The organism is Bacillus andreraoultii, from assembly GCF_001244735.1.
Classification (GTDB): domain Bacteria; phylum Bacillota; class Bacilli; order Bacillales; family Caldibacillaceae; genus Caldifermentibacillus; species Caldifermentibacillus andreraoultii.
Genome location: NZ_LN868937.1, coordinates 655,022 through 675,910, shown reverse-complemented (window position 1 = coordinate 675,910; position 20,889 = coordinate 655,022). Strand labels below are relative to the sequence as shown.

The following is a 20,889-nucleotide window of genomic DNA, read 5'->3' as shown; positions in this document are numbered from 1 at the left end:
AATATATCAACATTCTTGATATCACAGTTTTTAGGATATCCACTTTTTGGTCAACCTTAAGTGAAATTTTGTGTGTACCATTTTTTCGCTGCATCAACTTCAGAATATGTTAACTGGTGACCGTAGTTTTCCCAATGGATGTCGACCGTAGCCCCAGCATTTTTAAGTAGCTCTTCTAATTCAATCGATTCTTGTTGTGGGCAAATTGGGTCGTTTGTCCCAGCCGTAATGAGAACTCTCTTACCTTCTAAATTTGGTAATTCAATTCCTCTTCTTGGCACCATTGGATGATGTAAAATTGCAGCTTCCAATGCGTTTTCTTCGTGGAATAAAAGACTTGCTGCGATGTTCGCCCCGTTCGAGTATCCGATGGCAACAATATTTTCACGATTAAATTGATATTTTTCGGCTGCTTCATCAAGAAATCCATGTAATTCTTTTGTTCGCGCCACTAAGTCCTCGATATCAAAAATCCCTTCCGCTAATCTTCTAAAAAAGCGCGGCATTCCGTTTTCCAACACATTTCCACGAACACTTAATACAGATGCGGTCGGGTCAACTTCATTCGCTATTGGCAATAAGTCTTGCTCATTACCTCCCGTCCCATGAAGTAATAATAATGTAGGTTTCGCCTCGTCTGTTCCCTTTTTAAAAAGATGTTTCATAAGCCCCACTCCCTATTCTCTTAAACGTATTTTTTACCTTCAACACGAACGGTAATCGGTGATAGTACCGACTCAATTTTTTCACGCATTGGTTCAAATTGTGATGGTAGCTTTAACGCTTCACCTAGCTGTTCTATCCGTTCATCAATGGCAAAACCAGGCAGATCTGTTGCGATTTCAAATAACAATTCCCCATATTCCCTAAAGTAAATTGAATGAAAATAATTTCTGTCCTTCACATCTGTAACATGATAACCATTTTCCGTTACAAGCTGGTTCCAATCTAGTTGATCTTTATTATCATCCGCCCGCCAAGCGATATGATGAACCGTTCCCACACCCATTCGGCCTCGTGGAACTGGCAACTTATTCAAATCAATCGTATTCCCAATCTCATCTCGTGCTCGAAAACGAATAAATTGATTATCCTCACCCACTAAATCAAGCCCTAGTACATGATGAAGAAGCTCTGCCGTTTTCTCTGGTTGTGTCGATAATAGTACCGCACCACCAAAACCTTTAATCGCAACATCTGGGGTGATATCGTCTATATTCCAATCATTTCGTTTTCCTTCATTCCGTTCAACTAACTCAAGTTTCAGTCCATGTGGATCTTCAAACTGTACGTATTCTTCACCAAATCGAACTTGTTTTTCAAATGAAATAGAAAACTTATCCAATCGCTGTTTCCAAAATTTCATTGCTCCTAATGGAATGACGTACGTAGTAGTTCCAACTTGTCCTCCACCGATACGTCCTTTATATGCCCTTTGCCATGGGAAAAATGTAATAATTGTTCCTGGGTTTCCACTTTCGTCCCCGAAGTAAAAATGGTATGTACCTGGGTCATCAAAATTTACTGTTTTTTTCACAAGCCGTAAACCGAGTACGCTTGAATAAAAATCAACATTCTCTTGAGGATTACCGACAATAGCAGAAATATGATGGATGCCCTTCGTCTTTTTCAATGAAATCTTCTCCTTATTTATTATCCATATAGTTTTTAAAAAATAATCCCTTTAGTATATCTCTAATTCGAGATAATTATATACTGTGATTTCCTTCATGTCAAACAATCACCCTCGTGACAAATGGATGAGGTTATGCGGCCGCCTCCATCTATTCGATTGCAAACTAAACAGCATCCATCTTATACACATTCTTATTCTTGAAAAGAATGCGTTTCATCAGTGGGTGAAGGGACTTTAAAATTCTTATGCTTTCATTTAAAAATGTTAACAACAATTTTATAAAGAGAGTAATAATTGACAAAATAACGTAGCTCGCCTCGGTAGATGACTTATAATCATATGCTCGTTTCTTGCATGAATTCCTTCACCAACAACACCTAAACCATCTAAAGTTGGAATCCCAAGCGATGAAGTAAAATTTCCATCACTCACCCCACCAACGGCTGCTTCTTGTATATCGAGGCCAAGTGATTTCCCAATTTTTCTCGCCTTTTTAAATAATTTGACGCTCTCATCATTCCGGACCATCGGGGGTCTGTTTATACCTCCACTGATTTCAAGCTTAGTTCCTTTCAAAAATGGTTTGAGATTAGTAATAATCTTATCCATGCGCCCCTGTTCTGCTAAGTTCTCTGCACGTATATCTACACCAATTTCTGCCTTATCGGGTATGACATTTAGTTTTCCTCCACCGTGAACGAGGCCGACATTGACCGTTGTGCCCTTCTTATAATCGGTTAACGACTGCAGATAATCAATAATCTTTGCCGCCTCCCAAATCGCATTCACTCCTTTATGTGGATTATTTCCTGCATGGGCTGCGATTCCTGTAATGTTTATCATATATTGGGAAGCACCTTTTCTCGCTGTTTTTAATGCCCCTGTCCCAACAACAGGTGGCTCCGTTACGAGCGTAAAGTGACTAGTTTTAGCTTCCTCCTCAATAATTTTCCTTGAACTTGGACTTCCTAATTCCTCATCACTCGTAAAAAGAAATACAATCTTTTTTCGTAAAGATAACTGTAAATCTTGAATTGCTTTTACTGCCCATATTGCTTGAACAAGTCCACCCTTCATATCTAAAACACCTGGGCCAAAACATAAATCTCCCACTACTTTCCAAGCTAACTCACCTGGTTCCCAAACCGTATCGAAGTGTGAAAGGATTAATATCTTCCCCTTCCCTTTACCGTATTCAAATTTTAAATGGTTTCCATATTCTTGTTGTTGTAAAATTTGAGCGCGGTTACCAAAATAGTTAACGAGAAGCTCCTGTATACGCACACCACAACGATCTGTCAATTCTTTATACAATGATGGAGAGTCACACTCAACTAAATATTTTATATCCGATAACATTCCTTCTACGTGCTGTTCCATATACGTCCTAATCATATCTATAGAATCCAACGTATCACCGCTTTCTTCGTAGTCACTATGCTTTGTGCGAATTAATTTTGATACAAAAGATTGAAAATGATGAATTTGTCCTAATGCCTGCTTTTTTCCATTCAAAGTTTTTTCACGAATGAATTATAGGAAAAGTTCTCTGTTTAATAAATATATGCAATTAGGCCTCTTTATATAGAATATAATCATTTAATTATACAAAAATAGACGAACTCGATATGAATTCGCCTTTAAGAAATTATTTAAATTTTATTACATGATGCTGATTCGTAGTCTACTCTTTTAACTAACATCTTTTTTCCATTGGTTTTCCATACCAAATGTAATAATTCCTAGTTCGTGATGTTCACCTTCATATAAAGCACGATTGACAAAACGATTTTCACCATTGTCATCGATAACCTCAAGTTTGCAATATGCACGATTTAACTGAAGTGCTTCGTAATACTCTTGTTCCGTTTGGACGTGTACCCCATTAACCGTTTTGATTACCTCACCAATCTTTAATTCCATTTTATCAGCTGGTGTCCCTGGTAAAATATCTAAAATAACAATACCAGGTTGATTTTTCGAAAAGTAATAAGTCTGTCCATTGTCACGAACGTATTGTCTTATTGAAATTAACAACCGACCAAGAATAGCAATAGAAACTCCGACAATAGATGCTAGTTCAACCCAAAAACCAACCGCACCAACGATACTTACAAGGATTCCTAGTAAGAAAACTTTCTTCCCATGAATCTGTAAAGAGTGGCTTGGATGAAGACTACGAATTTGATTCGCAAAACCAATCCAATACGGAATAAATAAAAGTGTAAATGACTGATCCCCTACAGGAACGATCGGCCAAAAATCAAATGGGAGCGATAGCGCATCTGCCGGAACTAAAAATAATAACGGAACCATCCATAACCGCTTCGTCTCATGAATACCGACATTCAACCCCCGTTTACTTCGAATTAATTTAGGTGAAGTATGTTGTTTTGCATTTCTTGAAATTAGTATTCCTTCAGCTAACAAGAGAAACCCTGTTAGTAAAGCCACCCCTGGTATAACTGCTGAATCTATATGATTAAAACTCTCTTGAAAAATCGGGACATTTACTTGAAAAAGATAGATTGCCATTACAAGGAAGAAACTAACCCCTAACGTATATGCAGGAGAAAGTACGCTCGGCTTTAAAATCAAAGCAAAAAGTACTGTCACCGCTGAAACAGTTAAAACAAATGCTAACGGAATTATAAAACCTACTGCAAAAATGACAATTGATAAAACAAACCCAAGAAGCAATCCCTTACTTAAATACGTCCGCGCCTCAAACCAACCATCTTGCACACGAACATGAAAATTACTTCTCTCACGCTTCACCCGGATATAGCCTAAATAAATTGCATACAGGACTCCGAAATAAAGCAACGGGTCAAGAAAAAACTTACCGATTCCTTTTCCAAGCTCAATCAACCACTCCAAAGTAACACCCCCGACCACCATTTTTCTATTTAAAAAGTTAATAGATTCGTTCATTGTTTATTCTCTACTATTTTAGCAAAAATTTTGGAAAAAACCTATTGAATTATTTTTCTTTAGTAGAGGGTAAAATTAAAGATGTGTGAAGCTTTTTCCGGAGTTGATGAATTTGTTCCGAAGTTCGGGGGTTTTTTCCGAAGTTGAGGTGATTGTTCCGAAGTCGAGTCCTTTTTTCCGAAGAGCTTCAAGTTTTTCCGAAGTTGCCCGTTTTATTTCCGAAGTTTCATCGTTTATTTCCGAAGTTCAGAGGCTTTTTCCGAAGTTACAGCCTTTTTTCCGAAGTTTCTTTTAATTAACGATAGATATCATTTCCGAAGTTAGAGGTTTTTTTCCGAAGTCCATTCCTTTTTTCCAAAACTCAGTCCATTTCCCACCCCCATAAAGACGTCAACACCCTATTTAAAAAGACCACACAACGAATGTGCAGTCTTTTAAATTACGTAATATACTTTACCAACGATATTCAAAGTACTTTATTGCCATTTGCAACTGGCGATCGTTTTTTATCTTTTCCTTTTCTTCTATTACTCTCTTCTCCAGTGCCAGAGCAGTTTTTTCATCAATGATCCCTGTTACGTTCAAGCCGCTTTCTTCTTGGAAAGTTCTTACCGCTGCCGCTGTCGTTTCATTAAAATATCCATCCTTGCGTCCCGGCTCAAAGCCTAAGCTTTCCAATATTTGTTGAGCATTTTTTATTTGTTCATTATTCATGTCGATGCTTAGCGGTTGATTAATTTCAAGTGGATGTACATTATATAATTCTGGTTGAACAACAAAAATATCTGGCTTAATTCCCTTTTTATGAATCCAGTTACCATCTGGAGTTAACCACTTAAACATCGTTAACTTAATATGGCTCTTATCCCCTAGTTCCAATTGCTGTTGCACTGTACCTTTACCAAATGTCGTTTCACCAATAGTTGGGTAACCCTCGACTTCTTTCAATGCTCCAGCTAATATTTCTGATGCAGATGCGCTCCCTTTATTTGTTAGAACAGCGATTGGATACGGTTTTTTCTTCTTCAATTTAGAAAAGTATTGTTCAACGCCATGATTCTTTTGCTCTACCTGGAACATTGGCTTTGTGTTCGTTACGAGTTCACCTGCAATTTCTTGTACACTTTGCAAAATTCCCCCTGGGTTTCCACGTACATCGATAATTAATGCATCCATTTTCTTCTCTTCAAGTTTACGCAAATGTTCACTAAAATCATCTGCCGTCTCCCTTGCAAAGGATGTTATTTCAATATAACCTATATTCTTTTCCTCTTGATTAATTGTTTTCGAATATACTGTTTCAATTGGTATTTCGTCCCTCTCTACTAAAATCGTTATTGGCTTATCCATTCCGTCGCGTACAATTTGTAATTCAACTTTTGTTCCTTTTTTCCCGCGTACTTTCGTTGTTACATCATAGACATCATGATTTTTTACATCTTGTCCATCCACAGCGATAATTTCATCATTTGGTTTTAATCCAGCCTTTTCCGCTGGCGAATTTTTAAAAGGGGATACGATAATAATTCTTCCATCGATTTCACTAATTTCAGCACCAATACCCTCAAATGAAGAGTCTAATGTCTGGTTAAATTCATTTGATTTTTCCTCATTCATATAAACGGAGTACGGATCTTCTAGCTTAGCCAGCATTCCTTCTACGGCGCCTTCAACTAACTCAGTCCCTTTTACCTCCTCGATATACCCCTCCGAAATTAAATCATAGGCCTTTTCAATTTTAGAAAAATCTTTTTGTATAGGAGTCGTTTGCTCCTGTTTCATTCCAGATGTTTTCGTACGGTCATTTTCAAACCATTTTATCCCCACATACGTACCTATAGAGGAAATAAACATCGTCAAAATCACTAGCCATACTACATAAGTTTTTTTCAATCTTGTCACTCCCATCGTGAGACTTCCCTTATCATATATATGATGCAGTTGGACAACTTATGTAAAAGGGAAATAACTTGAAGTTAAAATGGGAAAAGTTTGAAATATACATGACTTTCCAAGATTTTACGTAAAAAAACTCTTTGTTTTCATGAATAAAATCGTTACATATACTTTTTTTGTTGTATAATATTGAAGTAAAATTTTTAAGCCGTCTGAATTAATGACCACCAATGGGTTCATACAGAAGGTGAAGCCTATCTATTTACAACATCCTTATTTTGTTGAACAATATATTTGAATACTATTATAGAAGAAAGGCGTGTGTCCAATGGGTCGTAAATGGAATAACATTAAAGAGAAAAAGGCACAAAAAGATAAAAATACAAGTCGTATCTATGCGAAATTTGGAAAAGAAATTTATGTAGCTGCCAAAAAAGGTGAAGCAGATCCTGAGTTAAACCAAGCATTAAAATTTGTTATTGAACGTGCAAAAACGTACAATGTTCCTCGCCATATTATTGATCGGGCTATCGAAAAGGCTAAAGGTGGATCAGATGAACATTACGATGAGTTACGTTATGAAGGTTTTGGTCCAAACGGTTCTATGATTATTGTTGATGCGTTAACAAACAACGTTAATCGTACAGCTTCAGACGTTCGTGCTGCTTTCGGAAAAAATGGCGGAAATATGGGTGTAAGTGGCTCAGTAACATACATGTTCGATGCTACTGCCGTGTTCGTATTCGAAGGAAAAACAGCTGATGACGTACTAGAAATATTAATGGAAGCAGATATTGATGTTCGAGATATTTTAGAAGAAGAAGATAGTGTAGTTGTTTACGCAGAACCAGAACAATTCCATTCTGTACAAGTTGCTCTACAAGATGCAGGAGTTACTGAGTTTGCCGTTGCAGAAATTACGATGCTTCCACAAACTGAAGTAACCTTAACTGGTGAAGCACAAGAACAATTTGAAAAGTTGATTGATGTTTTAGAAGACTTGGATGATGTGCAACAAGTGTACCATAATGTTGATTTAGGTGAATAATTATATTAAAAGGCTGATTCATAAATATTGAATCAGCCTCTTTTATTCCTCTCCTGCTAACTTTGGATGAGAGGGAATCTCCTTTATCCACCAAATTTTCCTCGCAAAAAAAACTACTAGACACTTAATCTAGTAGTTTTTTATATCATAAATCATATTAAAAGTTGACATAACTACGTGGGTTCACCGCGTTTGATTTTGCTGCATTCCATCTTCCTGCATGGATTTCAAAATGGAGATGGACGCCAGTTGAGTGCCCTGTTGTACCTTTTGAACCAATACGTTGGCCTTGTTTCACAACATCACCAGAGCTGACATTACGAGCGGATAAATGTGCATAGACCGTTTCGAATGTTTTTCCATTAATGTAGTGCGTTACAAATACAACATTTCCATAAGAAGATGAATAGTACGAGTTGGAAACGACACCAGATGCAGCTGCATAAACCGCATCACCGGAGGAACCACCAATATCAATCCCAAAATGCCCTCGACCCCAACGATGACCGAATTCAGATGTTACTGGTCCAGATGTTGGCCGGATAAATGTTCCACCTGTTACGAGTGCAGCCGGTGCTGAACCTCCACCAGATCCTTTACTACTACTACTACTACTATTACTACTTGCTGTAGCTTTTTTTGCAGCTCTTGCCGCTTTTGCAGCCCTTGCCGCTTCAGCTTGTCTTTGTTTCTCTAATTCTATTGCTTTTTTTAATGCGGCTTCTTGTCCAGCATAAACATTTTGTTGTTCTTGTAAATCCATATAGTATTCTTCAATTGTATCTTGTTCTTTCTTTAATTGAGCGAGTACTTTGTCTTTTTGTGCCTTCTTCGTTTCTAATGTTGCTTTTGTTTTTTCTAATTCAGCCTTTAATACTTCAATTTGTTCTTTTTCTTTTTCTACTTTTTCTTTACTTTCATTAAGTAACTGATAGTCACGTTTTTGCTCTTCAATGATTGATTTGTCTGCTTCTAAAATTGTTGAAACAGCAGAAATTCTACTAATGAAATCTGTAAAACTTTGCGCCCCTAAAATAACATCTAAATAATTTACCGAACCATTCGCTTGTAGAGCACGAGCACGATCTTTTAATAGTTTGTCTCTCTTTTCAATTCGTGCTTCAATTTCTTTAATCTTTTTCTCTAATTCTTCAATTTCTTTATTTTTTTTCTCAATTTGTTCGTTTGTCGATTTAATTTTTGCACTCGCATTTTGAATATCTGTATCTAATTTTTGCATTTCTGATTGTAATGCAGACTGCTTATTTTTATTATCTTTTAGCTTATCAGTTGTTTTGTCTAGCTCCGTGTTTACTTTTGACTTTTTCTGTTGGATTTGTTCCTTTTGTTTATTCAATTCTGTCAGTGATGCCGCCTGTGCAATTGTACTACTTGAAATCGTAGTTAATCCTAACACAACAGCAACAGTAATTAAAAACTTCTTTCCTTGCAAACCGTTTCCTCCTTTAATACCATTGACATATGTATAAGGAGAGTAGCGCCCCCAAAAGACGCCTACCCCATCAAATTTTTAAAAATTTCCGAACGGACATTAAGCTACCCCATATACCAATAAGACAACCCATTAACAATAAAATTCCACTTACTTGATAAACAAATGGCGTATAATCAAGTATTTGAATAAAATTGCCCTCTAGTTTTGGTGCTAAATAATCAAAAATACTCTTATAAAGGAAGGCAATGACAGCAATTGGAATGATGGAACCAACAACGCCAAGCCACATCCCTTCTAAGAAGAATGGCCAGCGGATAAATCCGTTTGTTGCACCAACTAATCTCATAATCTCAATTTCTTTTCTTCTCGCAACAATGGTAATTTTAATTGTATTCGAAATTAAGAAAATGGCCGTGAAAAGTAAACCGATAATTAACACAAGACCTACATTTCGGCTAATACTAATTATTTTAAAGAGCTTTTCAACATCATTTTGCCCGTAGTTAACTTGGTACACATTTTTAATCTTTTCAATTTTCTTCGCCACTTGGCTAGTTGCTTGAGGATCTGTCGCCTTAACTAAAAAGGCATCATTTAAAGGATTTTCTTGTTCATATAACTTTAAAATTTCGCGTTGTTCCCCAAAACTATCTGCTAAACTATTTAACTCATTATCTTTTGAAGAAAAAACAACCGATTGGATGTCAGGCATACTTTTTAGTTCTTTTTCTAATGTTGCTTGTTCATCCTTTGTTGCTGTTGTTTCTATTAAAACTTTAATCGTTACATCTTTTTCTATTGAAGTTGCTACTTCATTTAAGTTCATTAGTAGAACATAAAACACACCGACTAATAGAAGTGTGACCGTAACTGCACCAACTGATGCAAAAGTCATCCAACCATTCCGTACAATACTTTTTAAACTTTCTCTCATATGACGTCCGATAGTTCTAAGCTTCATAATCGTAATCACCTCGTTGTTCATCTCGGACAATCATTCCACTATCGATTTCAATAACCCGATGTTTATTCGTATTTACAATTTCTTTATTATGGGTAGCCATAATAACAGTAGTTCCTTGAGCATTAACTTCTTCAAGAATATTAATAATTCCCCTTGACGTTTCTGGATCTAAATTCCCTGTTGGTTCATCGGCAATTACGATACTAGGTGAATTAACAATTGACCGAGCAATTGACACGCGCTGTTGCTCTCCACCTGATAATTCAGTAGGTAACATCCGTGCTTTATGTTTTAAATTAACAAGCTCTAATACATTCATCACTTTCTTTTGAATTGAGCGCGAGGATTCTTCTATTACCTCAAGTGCAAAGGCAACATTTTCATAAACCGTTAACGTTGGTAAAAGTTTAAAATCTTGGAACACGACACCAATACTTCTTCTAAACTGCGGTACTTTCCGATTTTTCAATCTAGCAATATCAATACCATTAACAATAATTTTACCGCTAGTGGGCTTTTCTTCTCGGTACATCATTTTTATAAAAGTAGATTTACCAGCACCACTAGTTCCAACGACATAAACAAACTCGCCTTGTTCTATTTCAACATTAATTTCATTTGCGGCAACGACACCATTTGGGTATTTTTTATATACATTTTCCATTACAATCATTTATATCACCTATCTAATTTGTCAATTATCCTACTATTCTTACCTTCTTACAAAAATTAAATTTATATAAGTATACCGTTATTCTATTGGTTAAATTTCATAAGTCCAAATGTCTTGTGGAGACAACATATTTCTACACTGTTACCATTATAACATCATATTTTGACAAATTAAGATAAAAAATGATTACAATTATGTTTCATTGGGAAATTTTATTGGGGAATCTTCCAACTTTTTGTAATAAATCGAAGGATATTGTCGATTACTCTTTAACATTATACATAACCGTTGATAGGAGGTAAAGGGGAGATTGTGATTGATGGAAGGAAAAAAGTCCCCCATCATAAGTGGGGGAACATGACAATTGACGCTCATGATGAAATAGGATAAATTCTACTCATTCGTGAACGAACCAAATAGAGATTACTTTTGCGTTGCGAGCCAGTCTGCTACTTTTTCCGCATCTTCACCTTTAACAATCCCTTTAGGCATTGAACCAATTCCATTTTCAATAATATCTTGAATCTCTTCAGCAGAGTACTTTTTACCTATTTGGTCTAAATCAGGCGCGTATCCACTACGTAAATCCCCACCATGACAACTCGAACAGCTTTGACCGTAAATTTGCTGACCATTTAAGTCTGAAGTTGGCCCATTACTCGCATTCTCATTTCCATTACAAGCTGATAAAACCAATACGATAAAACTAATGATTAGAATGGTAAACAATTTCTTTCGCACATGATCAAACCCCTTATAAACAAATCTCTCATCCACTTGTAAGTATACAATACGTGTTAAGAGAAAGACCAATAGAAAGCTTGTCCTACAATCAAGGATCGTGAAGGGGTTTTCCAAACTGTAAAGATTAAATTAGATTCATGTGATTAAAGAAACTTACTCTTGCTTACATCTCCCATCATGATTTATCTGGAAAAGTTTTAAAACCTTGTCCTAATACTTCAGATGCATCTACAACAACGACAAACGCGTTCGGGTCAATGCCACGAACAAGTTGTTTTAATCCAGTAAATTCCGTTTGGTCAACAACAACCATCATCGTATGTCGTTCAACATCCGTATAGCCACCGTACGATTTTAACTTTGTCAATCCCCGGTCAATTTCTTCAAGAATTGCTAGTTTTACCTCTTCTTCTTTTTCCGTAATAATTAGTACCATCTTTGACCGATTCCAGCCAATTTGAACAAGATCGATTGTTTTGCTTGTCACAAATAAACCAATTAACGCAAACAACCCTTTTTCAATATTAAACACAATAGCAGCAGAAATGACAATTAACCCATCAATGATTGCTACACATTTGCCAAGCGAAATACCTGTATACTTTGCCAAAATTTGTGCCGCTAAATCTGTTCCACCCGTTGATGCATTTCCACGAAAAACAATTCCAATTCCGAAACCTATACCCATTCCACCAAAAAGAGACGCTAGCATCGGATTCATTGTCCACGGTTCAAAGTCCTTCGTTAAAAATACAACAAACGGTAAAAAAATAGTACCGATTAAAGTTTTAATCCCGTATTGATAACCTAAAACAACGACACCTGCAATAAACAACGGAATATTAAATGCCCATTGTACGTAAGCCGGCTCCCAACCAAAAACACCATTCAGTATGGTACTAATCCCACTGACACCGCCTGAAGCAACTTCATTTGGCAATAAAAACACGTTAAAAGATAGCGCAACTATTGCTGCACCGATTAAAACATAAATATAACTAAGTACTTTTTCTACAAATGGTTGTTGAAATTTATATTTTGCTCTTCTTCCCATCAAGGTACTCCTTTTTGCTTGTATCATCTACAACTTTCTACAATATGTAAGTATAAGCTTTCAGTCCATCATTTATTCTATTGGTTTATTGAAGTGATTGCAACATACATATTTTAACTTTGAACTTGTCCTTTATTACCTTATGAATCTATACTTTTCACCAATTTCCGTGCCTTTTGCTCGTTCTCTCACCAAAACTACTTTTAAAGTTGAATTCCATTTTCCTATTATATACGAAAAAAGAGGTTGCCAATGCTTTTGACAACCCCTTAAAAATTCATGACACTCGTGACCGTAAAAATGCATCGATAAACTGGTCAATTTCGCCGTCCATTACTGCTTGAACGTTTCCAGTTTCTGTATTTGTTCGATGGTCTTTAACCATTGAATATGGATGGAAAACATAAGATCGAATTTGACTACCCCAGCCAATTTCCTTTTGTTCACCACGAATTTCCGCTAATTTTCTTTCTTGTTCTTCCACTTCTTTTTGATACAGCTTTGCCCGTAACATATTCATCGCTGTTTCCCGGTTTTGAATTTGCGACCGTTGTGCCTGGCTTGCGACAACAATTCCAGTTGGGATGTGGGTAATCCGAACTGCTGATGATGTTTTGTTAATATGTTGTCCACCCGCTCCACTTGCACGATATGTGTCTACACGCAAATCTTCAGAACGAATGTCAACATCAATATTATCATCAATCTCCGGTGTAACTTCACAAGATACAAAGGAAGTATGACGTCTACCTGCTGAATCAAAAGGTGAAATCCGCACGAGACGGTGTACCCCTTTTTCAGCTTTCAAATAGCCGTATGCGTTATGCCCTTTAATTGATAGGGTCACACTTTTCACTCCAGCCTCATCACCTGGTAGATAATCTAATACTTCTACTTTAAAACCTTTTTGTTCTGCCCAACGCGTGTACATTCTCAATAACATCGAGCACCAATCTTGAGACTCGGTACCACCTGCACCAGGATGAAGTTCTAATATCGCATTATTTTTATCATAAGGACCGTTCAATAAAAGTTGTAGCTCAAATTGATTCATTCGTTCACTAAAAGCTGTGAGATCATTTTCTAAATCTACTTGTAAATCCGAATCTGGCTCTTCTTTTATTAATTCAAACGCCACTTCAAGATCATCATACGTTTCAGTTAACTCATAGTATTCATTCACTTGATCCTTTAAGCTATTTGACTCATTAATAATAGATTGGGCCTTATCTTGGTCATCCCAAAAGTTCGGAGTAGCCATAATTTCATCTAATTCAGCAATTCGCGCTTCTTTATTTTCTAAGTCAAAGAGACCCCCTAAAGTCTGCTAATCGTCTAGCTGATTTTTCTAATTCATTGCGAATCTCTGCTAATTCCAACATACTCACCTCAAATGCATTTTCTATTAATAAAATGTAAACCTTTAGCTATTATATTCCAAAAAAGCCAATTTTACCGGTCTTTCTTGGAAATTCGACAAATACTTATTTTCTAGGAAATATTTTGACAAAAGATGTGCTTCTATATTATTTTATTGCTTAAAAATCGACAGTCTCCAAAAACGAGCAAACGATCCAATTGGAAATCATTTAACACTCTATATCATCTTACAAGGTATTTCATTAAAAATTCGTTACGTTCTCCAAAAGAGAGGCTGTTCATTAGCAAACTTTGTAATGAAAACAGCCTTCGATAATAACATTAATTTCAATCGTCATTTACGCTTGTTTACCATGGCAGTTTTTATATTTTTTACCACTACCACAGAAACATGGATCATTGCGTCCTATTTTATTCTCAACACGTACTGGTTTTCGTTTTGGTTTATTTTCACCGTCAGAACTTGGGATTACGGCTTGTCCTTTTGCTACTTCTTCCCGTTTTAAATTATCAACGATTTCAGCCTTCATAATGTATTTTGCAACATCATCTTCTATAGAGTCGACCATTGCTTCAAACATTGCAAACCCTTCTGTTTGATATTCACGTAACGGATCATTTTGCCCATATGCCCGTAAATGAATCCCTTGACGTAATTGATCCATTGCATCAATATGGTCAGTCCATTTTGAATCTACAGTCCGTAGAAGGATAACTTTTTCAAATTCACGCATTTTATCTGGGCCAAGTAATTCCTCTTTTTCGTTATAACGTTCGGATACTTTTGCCAAGATTAAATCAATCATTTGTTCAGGTTCTTTACCTTTTAAATCGTCTACAGTTATATCATATTCATGCAATAAGTTACCATTGATAAAGTTAATTAACCCTGTTAAATTCCAATTTTCCGGATCTTCATCAGCAGGAACAAATGAGTGAACATTTTTTTCAACAACTGATTTAATCATACCTTCAACAACGTCACGTAAGTTTTCGGAATCAATCACTTCAAAACGTTGCTTATAGATGATTTCCCGTTGTTGGCGAATAACGTCGTCATACTGTAATAGACGTTTCCGCGCATCAAAGTTATTTCCTTCAACACGTTTTTGTGCTGATTCAACTGCTTTTGTTACCATTTTACTTTGGATTGGTTGGGAATCATCCATACCGAGTTTTTGCATCATTGTCTTCATATTATCTGAACCGAAGCGACGCATTAACTCATCTTCCATTGATAAATAAAATTGAGTTACCCCAGGGTCTCCTTGACGTCCTGAACGACCACGTAATTGGTTATCGATACGACGGCTCTCGTGTCGTTCTGTCCCAATAACAGCAAGACCACCTAATTCTTTTACACCTTCACCAAGCTTGATGTCTGTACCACGGCCAGCCATGTTTGTCGCGATGGTTACAGCACCTTTTTGACCTGCACCAGCAATAATATCTGCTTCACGCGCATGGTTCTTTGCATTCAACACGTTATGGCGAATCCCTTTTTTCGTCAACAGTTCTGAAACAAGCTCGGAAGTTTCAATCGCTACTGTCCCAACAAGAACAGGTTGTCCTTTTTTATGTCGCTCAGCAATATCATTAACAACTGCACGAAATTTCCCTTCCATAGTTGAATAAATTAAATCCGGACGATCATCACGAATAATGTCACGATTTGTGGGAATGACGATAACATTCATATTATAAATGTTGCGGAATTCTTCTTCCTCTGTTTTCGCTGTACCAGTCATCCCTGACAGTTTATTATACATACGGAAATAGTTTTGGAACGTGATTGTTGCCATTGTTTTACTTTCATTTTGAATTGGCACACCTTCTTTTGCCTCAATGGCTTGGTGCAGGCCATCACTATAACGGCGACCTTTCATAATCCGTCCAGTAAATTGGTCAACAATTAATATTTCACCATCTTGAACAACATAATCAACATCCTTTTGCATAATTACTTTTGCCCGTAATGCTTGATTAATGTGATGGTTTAATGTTACATGTTCAACACTGAATAAGTTATCAATCCCAAAGCCTTTTTCCGCTTTTGTCATCCCTTCTTCAGTTAGCTGAACACTTTTTGTTTTTATATCTACCGTATAATCAACGTCTTCACGTAACGTATTCACAAACGCATTTGCTTGAATATAAAGTTGTGTAGATTTATTTGCAGAACCTGAAATGATTAACGGTGTACGAGCCTCATCAATTAAAATGGAGTCAACTTCATCGATTACAGCAAAATTTAACGGTCTTTGTACCATCTGTTCTTTATAAAGAACCATATTGTCACGTAAGTAGTCGAAGCCAAATTCATTATTCGTCCCATACGTAATATCTGCATTGTAAGCTGCTTGCTTTTCTTCACGACTCATTTCATTTAAATTCAAGCCGACTGTGAGACCGAGAAATTCATATATTTGTCCCATTTCAGTCGCGTCACGTCTTGCTAAGTAATCGTTAACGGTAATCACATGGACACCTTGTCCAGAGAGTGCATTTAAGTAGGCTGGCATAGTGGAAGTTAACGTTTTCCCTTCACCTGTTTTCATTTCCGCAATATTACCATCGTGAAGAACAATCCCACCCATCAATTGTACACGAAATGGATAGAGACCAAGGACACGGCGGGAAGCTTCTCGAACAACAGCAAATGCCTCTACTAAAAGGTCGTCTAATGTTTCACCATTATTTAGTCGAGCTTTGAATTCTTCCGTTTTGCCACGTAACTCATCATCTGTTAAACGTTCCATATCACTGGCTAAAGCTTCAATTTGATCAGCCTTTTTTTCTAACCTTTTTAATTCCCGTCTATTTGTATCAAAGATTTTCGTTAAAATATTTGACATTCGCCAACGCTCCTTTTAATTATCAACAAAACAAGAAACTATACCTTAAAAACAGTCGATCGGTGAACGACCATGTAATTCAACAATTATCGTTAAGCAATGTTATGATGAAATTTAGCAATTTTGAGTAAACACAGGATTTACTATGATAAATGATAGACGAATACCATTCACATCTTTTTCTTATTAAGATACACAAAGAAGGTCATCTTTATTTTCCTATTATTATATATTAACACTTACAATGTATCATGACAATATAACGTTATTTGATAAACCTTGTTGAAACCCTATGTATAATCATATGTTCTACCTATAATAATGTGTTAATTGATGAACAATGAAAACCCGCAACATTTTCATTGCGGGTTTTCTAAATTGTTTAGTAAATCTTTTTAATCATATTAAACTGTTTCGATTAGACCGTATCGCCCATCTTTCCGGCGATACACGATATTTGTTGTATCTGTTTCAGAATCTGTATAAACGAAGAAATTATGTCCTAACAAATTCATTTGTAAAATTGCTTCTTCACTATCCATTGGTTTTAGGTCAAAGCGTTTTGTACGGACAATTTCGAGTTCGTTATCATCAACTTCTTCTTTATTTTTATTAGTAGTGACAAAGAAATCTTCTGCTTTTACTTCACGAGACTTCCTGTTCACTTTTGTTTTATATTTACGAATTTGTCGTTCCAATTTATCAGTAATTAAGTCAATCCCAGCATACATATCACTATTTGTCTCTTCAGCACGTAATACTAGGTGAGGAAGTGGAATTGTGACTTCGACTTTCGTTTTTTTATCATTGTACACTTTCAAGTTAACATATACAATGGCTTCAGCCGTATCGGTAAAATACTTTTCTAATTTAGAGATTTTCTTTTCGGTATACTCTCTTAATGCTGGAGTTACTTCAATATTTTCGCCGCGAATGTTATATTTCATGCGCTAACTCCTCCTTTTTTGTAACTATACTAACTATATTCTCCATCACAATCGAAAATCCCTTCTTTTTTAGAGGAAAAATTTGTCGGATTTTTGAACATTAAGTAGAAACACGACAAAGAATGCCTCATAGCTAGTTTTCCCTTCATCATATATTCTATAAGGTTACACAAGAAATACTCCAAGTTAATAAATGATTTTGTAAAAGATGGGTAAAAACAAAAGAGCTGTCCGAAAAGGGATATCCCCAAAAATATGATAATCAAAAAAGTCGATATATCAAAAAGGGGCATCCAAAAATCAAAAATACAACTTTCTGGACTGCCCCCCCATTCTTTTATTTCTTTTTGTCATAAAAGTATCCATCTGTTTGTAATGAAGCATACGGATTAATATATCCCGACTGGACTTTTTTCTTTTTCTTTGTATTTGCTAAATCTTGTTGAATACTGTTTTTTTCTTTTTGTAAAAGCATCATTAATTTTTTATCTAATAAGACAGATTGTTTACCAAGCTCTTCATCCGCTTCTGAAAAAGGTGGTTGAATGGCTTTCATGAGTTCTTCTCGCTCATTTAGCTTTTCATCAATGATTACCAACCTTTTGTCGCGGTCAATCGTATTACGGTCGTCTAACAAATGAATAAGTTCAGCAGTTATCCGGAAATACTCCTTTAATGGATGCATTATGCTTGGCCACCTTGTGCATAAGAATGCTTGCGATTGATCTGAATAACTTGTTTCCATGTGTCACGAAACTCACGTATAATCATTTCTGCTTCTTCTAAAGCTTGTATGTCATCTTTCACATTGCCTTCAATTAATTTCGTCCGAACAAAATCATATAAAGTCATCATTTGTTTCGAAATCTCAATATCCATATTTAATGTTACCATAAGTTCGTTAACGATATTTTGTGCTTTTTGTAAGTTCGTATTTTTTTCTGGTATATTTTTTTCTTGAATAGCAACCTTTGCTAAATTGATGAATTTTAAACAACCGTTATATAACATTAAAGTCAACTCGCCTGGTGAGGCAGTGTTAACCGAGTTTTGTTGATATGCTTGATATGGATTGTTAATTGCCATATTGATTATTACCTACCTTTCACTATAGGCATTAAATTATCTATCACTACGAAAAGAATGACATTAAATAGGAAGACTGTGAATTTGCCTTTTGAATGGCCTTTTCCATTGCTGAAAATTGACTATAATACCGTGTTTCTAATGCAGATAACCGGTCTTCAAAACGTTCTATTTTGCTGTCAAGATTATTTAACTGCCGTCCAATGGTGAATTGATGATTAACAGAAAAGGAATTTCCTGCTCGGTTTTTAAGTTGATCCATTGTGCTGTTAACATTATCATATAACCGATGAATAATCCCCTTTTCTCCTCCTGTTGTACCTGTCCCGTTAAAAAGAAGTTCAATAGATGCCGGGTCCCGTTCAATAGCTGCCTTTAATTTCGACTCATTAATTTCTAATTTAGCTGTTGTATAGTCTCCTGTTGTAGAAATACCAATTGCAGAAAGAGTCTTCATCGTCGAATCGATATTTGGTTGATTGACAGACGAGTAAACAGAAGATCGCATTTGTGTAATTAAACCAGATAATAATTGATCACTTTTTAAAAGTCCACTTTTTGCCATCTCTTCCCATTTTTCCTGTTGCTTATCTGATAGCTTTTCCCGCTCATCATCTGTCAACGGTTTATAGCTTTTATATTTCGGTTCATTTAGTTTAGACTCTATTTTTCCAACTAATTCATTATACTTTTCTACAAAACTTTTAATATTTTCAAAGAGTTTGTCATTATCGTTATTGACATTAATGGTCACAGGCGTATTTGTGACGTTTTTTAATGTAATAGAAACACCATTCATTGAAAACGTGTTAGAGGTGCGTTCGGTTATTAATCCATTTATTGTGAACTCTGCGTTTTCTCCACCAGTCTCTGTTGCCCCTTCAAACTTTAATACTGTATTAAGTAAAGTACCGTTCGTAATAATCTCATTCCCATTTTTATTAAAATTACCCGTTTCATTTCTCGTCATCGTTAACTGGTCTGTATGACTATCATAAAACATCGTAACGCCTGCTTTACTACTGTTGACTTTACTTATTACTGTATTTAATGATTCAGAGGCTTGAATAAGAAATTTCTCTTCTTTTGCATTTCCATCTGCTCCATATGTTGTAACAGAGAAGTCTGTGTAATACTGTTGATACGAAATGGTCATCGTAGCTGTTTTATTTTCTGCAGTCGAATCTTTAGTAGCTTCAGTAAAGTTGCTTTGATAATCCTTATCTAAAATGATTTTATTTGAGGTAAAATCAATTTCACCAATACTTTGAGACTCGTCGATGGAACCATCGCTCTTTATTAAATAAAGCCGATTATCTTTACCTTGCCTGAAAGTTTGATTATTAAATTGAACTTCAATAGGATTCTCAGTAGAATTATTATAAATACCTTCACCTAAAGAAATTTCCGTTGTTTTTTCTGAAACAGTTGATGACATTGTCCTTTTATCGGCAACATAAGATACTTTGATTGTACTGTTTGCTTTAGGCGGCTCTTTAAATTTTAGTGTACCGTCTTCTAAAATCTGTACAGCATTCACATCTGCTTTAGTTAAATCATCTTCAGGAGAAATGACATTATATCTTTTCCCATCGACCTCTACTGTAAAAGATGAAAACGCATCTTTTTGAACATTCGCCCCATTAAGATTCGTTAGTTTAATTTCATTACTATCTTTAACAAGGATTGTATCAGTTTTTACAGTACCAACCTTCCATAAACGATCGTTATTAGTAAGTGTGGCGTTATCTCCTACTGTTTGAGAGTATAGTGATTTCGTTAAGTCAACCTTTTTACCTTCCGTGGAAATTGCCCCCATATTCACTTTACTCGCTGCAGTAGCTAATTTTGATACACTCGAGATCGTATACGTTCCTTTCGCTGCGCCACTGGATGTGGTTGCTGAGATTACATTTTCGTTTGTACTTGTCACAGAGCGAGTCCGGTAGAATGAAGATAATTTCATATTCGTAAGCTGTGTTCGGAAGTCTAGTAAAAGTGTGTTGACTTCCCGATAACTATCTCGTTTCCACTCTAACAACGTTTTCTCTTGTTTCATTTTGTTTAAAGGAATGGATTCAGCCTTCATCATATTTTCAACGATTTCGTCTATATTCATTCCACTAGCTAAACCTGTTACACGTAAAGGCAACGTACGTCACTTCCTTTCAAAGTCCCAACATTCATTTACGATCATATTTCTTTAACTATGTTCT

Annotated in this window: 17 protein-coding genes; 1 reads left to right on the top strand and 16 read right to left on the bottom strand. The window is 35.9% G+C overall.

Going from position 1 to position 20,889, the window contains the following annotated elements; all coding sequences use genetic code 11:
* Positions 1–56 precede the first annotated feature (56 nt).
* The 5 genes from BN2144_RS08405 to BN2144_RS08385 all read right to left on the bottom strand — a co-directional run bounded on the left by BN2144_RS08405 (position 57) and on the right by BN2144_RS08385 (position 6,463).
* Entirely contained in the window at positions 57–665 is a 609-nt protein-coding gene (locus tag BN2144_RS08405; protein ID WP_033827838.1) for an alpha/beta hydrolase, read from the bottom strand.
* A gap of 20 nt (positions 666–685) precedes the next feature.
* Positions 686–1,633 carry a ring-cleaving dioxygenase gene (locus BN2144_RS08400; RefSeq protein ID WP_033827837.1) on the bottom strand — a complete coding sequence of 316 codons (948 nt, stop codon included), beginning with the start codon at positions 1,631–1,633 and terminating at the stop codon, positions 686–688.
* A 279-nt stretch (positions 1,634–1,912) separates the two neighbouring features.
* Complete coding sequence (locus tag BN2144_RS08395; RefSeq protein WP_230199724.1) at positions 1,913–3,151, bottom strand: M20 family metallopeptidase; 1,239 nt, start codon at positions 3,149–3,151, stop codon at positions 1,913–1,915.
* 177 nt (positions 3,152–3,328) lie between these two features.
* Positions 3,329–4,516: a PDZ domain-containing protein gene (locus BN2144_RS08390; RefSeq protein WP_139017870.1), complete on the bottom strand. Its 1,188-nt coding sequence runs from the start codon at positions 4,514–4,516 to the stop codon at positions 3,329–3,331.
* Positions 4,517–5,023: 507 nt separating this feature from the next.
* Positions 5,024–6,463 carry a S41 family peptidase gene (locus BN2144_RS08385; protein WP_033827954.1) on the bottom strand — a complete coding sequence of 480 codons (1,440 nt, stop codon included), beginning with the start codon at positions 6,461–6,463 and terminating at the stop codon, positions 5,024–5,026.
* Between the two features lie 331 nt (positions 6,464–6,794).
* Between BN2144_RS08385 and BN2144_RS08380 the strand changes: the two genes are divergently transcribed.
* Entirely contained in the window at positions 6,795–7,514 is a 720-nt protein-coding gene (locus BN2144_RS08380; protein ID WP_033827836.1) for a YebC/PmpR family DNA-binding transcriptional regulator, read from the top strand.
* 157 nt (positions 7,515–7,671) lie between these two features.
* On the opposite strand, the gene BN2144_RS08375 is transcribed toward BN2144_RS08380, so the two are convergent.
* From BN2144_RS08375 to fliD, 11 genes are all read right to left on the bottom strand, one after another.
* A complete protein-coding gene (locus BN2144_RS08375) occupies positions 7,672–8,967 on the bottom strand; it encodes a murein hydrolase activator EnvC family protein (RefSeq protein WP_033827835.1) in 1,296 nt (431 codons plus the stop codon).
* A 70-nt stretch (positions 8,968–9,037) separates the two neighbouring features.
* Positions 9,038–9,931, bottom strand: coding sequence for a permease-like cell division protein FtsX (gene ftsX, locus BN2144_RS08370; protein ID WP_033827834.1), 894 nt, complete (start codon positions 9,929–9,931; stop codon positions 9,038–9,040).
* Positions 9,921–10,607, bottom strand: coding sequence for a cell division ATP-binding protein FtsE (gene ftsE / locus BN2144_RS08365; RefSeq protein ID WP_033827833.1), 687 nt, complete (start codon positions 10,605–10,607; stop codon positions 9,921–9,923). Before ftsE ends, ftsX begins: the two co-directional genes overlap by 11 nt.
* A gap of 423 nt (positions 10,608–11,030) precedes the next feature.
* Positions 11,031–11,348, bottom strand: a complete 318-nt coding sequence (gene cccB / locus BN2144_RS08360) for a cytochrome c551 (protein ID WP_033827832.1) — start codon at positions 11,346–11,348, stop codon at positions 11,031–11,033.
* 178 nt (positions 11,349–11,526) lie between these two features.
* On the bottom strand, positions 11,527–12,405 hold the full coding sequence (locus BN2144_RS08355) for a YitT family protein (RefSeq protein WP_033827831.1): 879 nt from the start codon (positions 12,403–12,405) through the stop codon (positions 11,527–11,529).
* 277 nt (positions 12,406–12,682) lie between these two features.
* Positions 12,683–13,784 (bottom strand): peptide chain release factor 2 gene (prfB, locus tag BN2144_RS08350; RefSeq protein ID WP_098157487.1). Its coding sequence is split into 2 segments (ribosomal slippage): positions 12,683–13,711 and positions 13,713–13,784, totalling 1,101 coding nucleotides; the frame shifts between segments, so codons are not numbered across the junction.
* A 339-nt stretch (positions 13,785–14,123) separates the two neighbouring features.
* Positions 14,124–16,640, bottom strand: coding sequence for a preprotein translocase subunit SecA (gene secA, locus BN2144_RS08345; protein WP_033827829.1), 2,517 nt, complete (start codon positions 16,638–16,640; stop codon positions 14,124–14,126).
* A 404-nt stretch (positions 16,641–17,044) separates the two neighbouring features.
* The gene (gene hpf, locus BN2144_RS08340; protein ID WP_033827828.1) at positions 17,045–17,587 is read right to left on the bottom strand and encodes a ribosome hibernation-promoting factor, HPF/YfiA family; all 543 of its coding nucleotides are present in this window, start codon (positions 17,585–17,587) and stop codon (positions 17,045–17,047) included.
* A 337-nt stretch (positions 17,588–17,924) separates the two neighbouring features.
* On the bottom strand, positions 17,925–18,272 hold the full coding sequence (locus tag BN2144_RS08335; protein WP_033827827.1) for a flagellar protein FliT: 348 nt from the start codon (positions 18,270–18,272) through the stop codon (positions 17,925–17,927).
* The gene (gene fliS / locus BN2144_RS08330) at positions 18,272–18,673 is read right to left on the bottom strand and encodes a flagellar export chaperone FliS (RefSeq protein ID WP_033827826.1); all 402 of its coding nucleotides are present in this window, start codon (positions 18,671–18,673) and stop codon (positions 18,272–18,274) included. The genes BN2144_RS08335 and fliS overlap by 1 nt, the downstream gene beginning before the upstream one ends.
* Positions 18,674–18,719: 46 nt before the next feature.
* A complete protein-coding gene (fliD, locus tag BN2144_RS08325) occupies positions 18,720–20,825 on the bottom strand; it encodes a flagellar filament capping protein FliD (RefSeq protein ID WP_033827825.1) in 2,106 nt (701 codons plus the stop codon).
* Positions 20,826–20,889 lie beyond the last annotated feature (64 nt).

Bases quoted from the DNA above. Each gene is read 5' to 3' on its own strand.
- BN2144_RS08405 (WP_033827838.1), bottom strand. From the start codon at position 665: ATGAAACATCTTTTTAAAAAGGGAACAGACGAGGCGAAACCTACATTA.
- BN2144_RS08380 (WP_033827836.1), top strand. From the start codon at position 6,795: ATGGGTCGTAAATGGAATAACATTAAAGAGAAAAAGGCACAAAAAGAT.
- ftsX (WP_033827834.1), bottom strand. From the start codon at position 9,931: ATGAAGCTTAGAACTATCGGACGTCATATGAGAGAAAGTTTAAAAAGT.
- ftsE (WP_033827833.1), bottom strand. From the start codon at position 10,607: ATGATTGTAATGGAAAATGTATATAAAAAATACCCAAATGGTGTCGTT.
- BN2144_RS08355 (WP_033827831.1), bottom strand. From the start codon at position 12,405: ATGGGAAGAAGAGCAAAATATAAATTTCAACAACCATTTGTAGAAAAA.
- secA (WP_033827829.1), bottom strand. From the start codon at position 16,640: ATGTCAAATATTTTAACGAAAATCTTTGATACAAATAGACGGGAATTA.
- hpf (WP_033827828.1), bottom strand. From the start codon at position 17,587: ATGAAATATAACATTCGCGGCGAAAATATTGAAGTAACTCCAGCATTA.
- BN2144_RS08335 (WP_033827827.1), bottom strand. From the start codon at position 18,272: ATGCATCCATTAAAGGAGTATTTCCGGATAACTGCTGAACTTATTCAT.
- fliS (WP_033827826.1), bottom strand. From the start codon at position 18,673: ATGGCAATTAACAATCCATATCAAGCATATCAACAAAACTCGGTTAAC.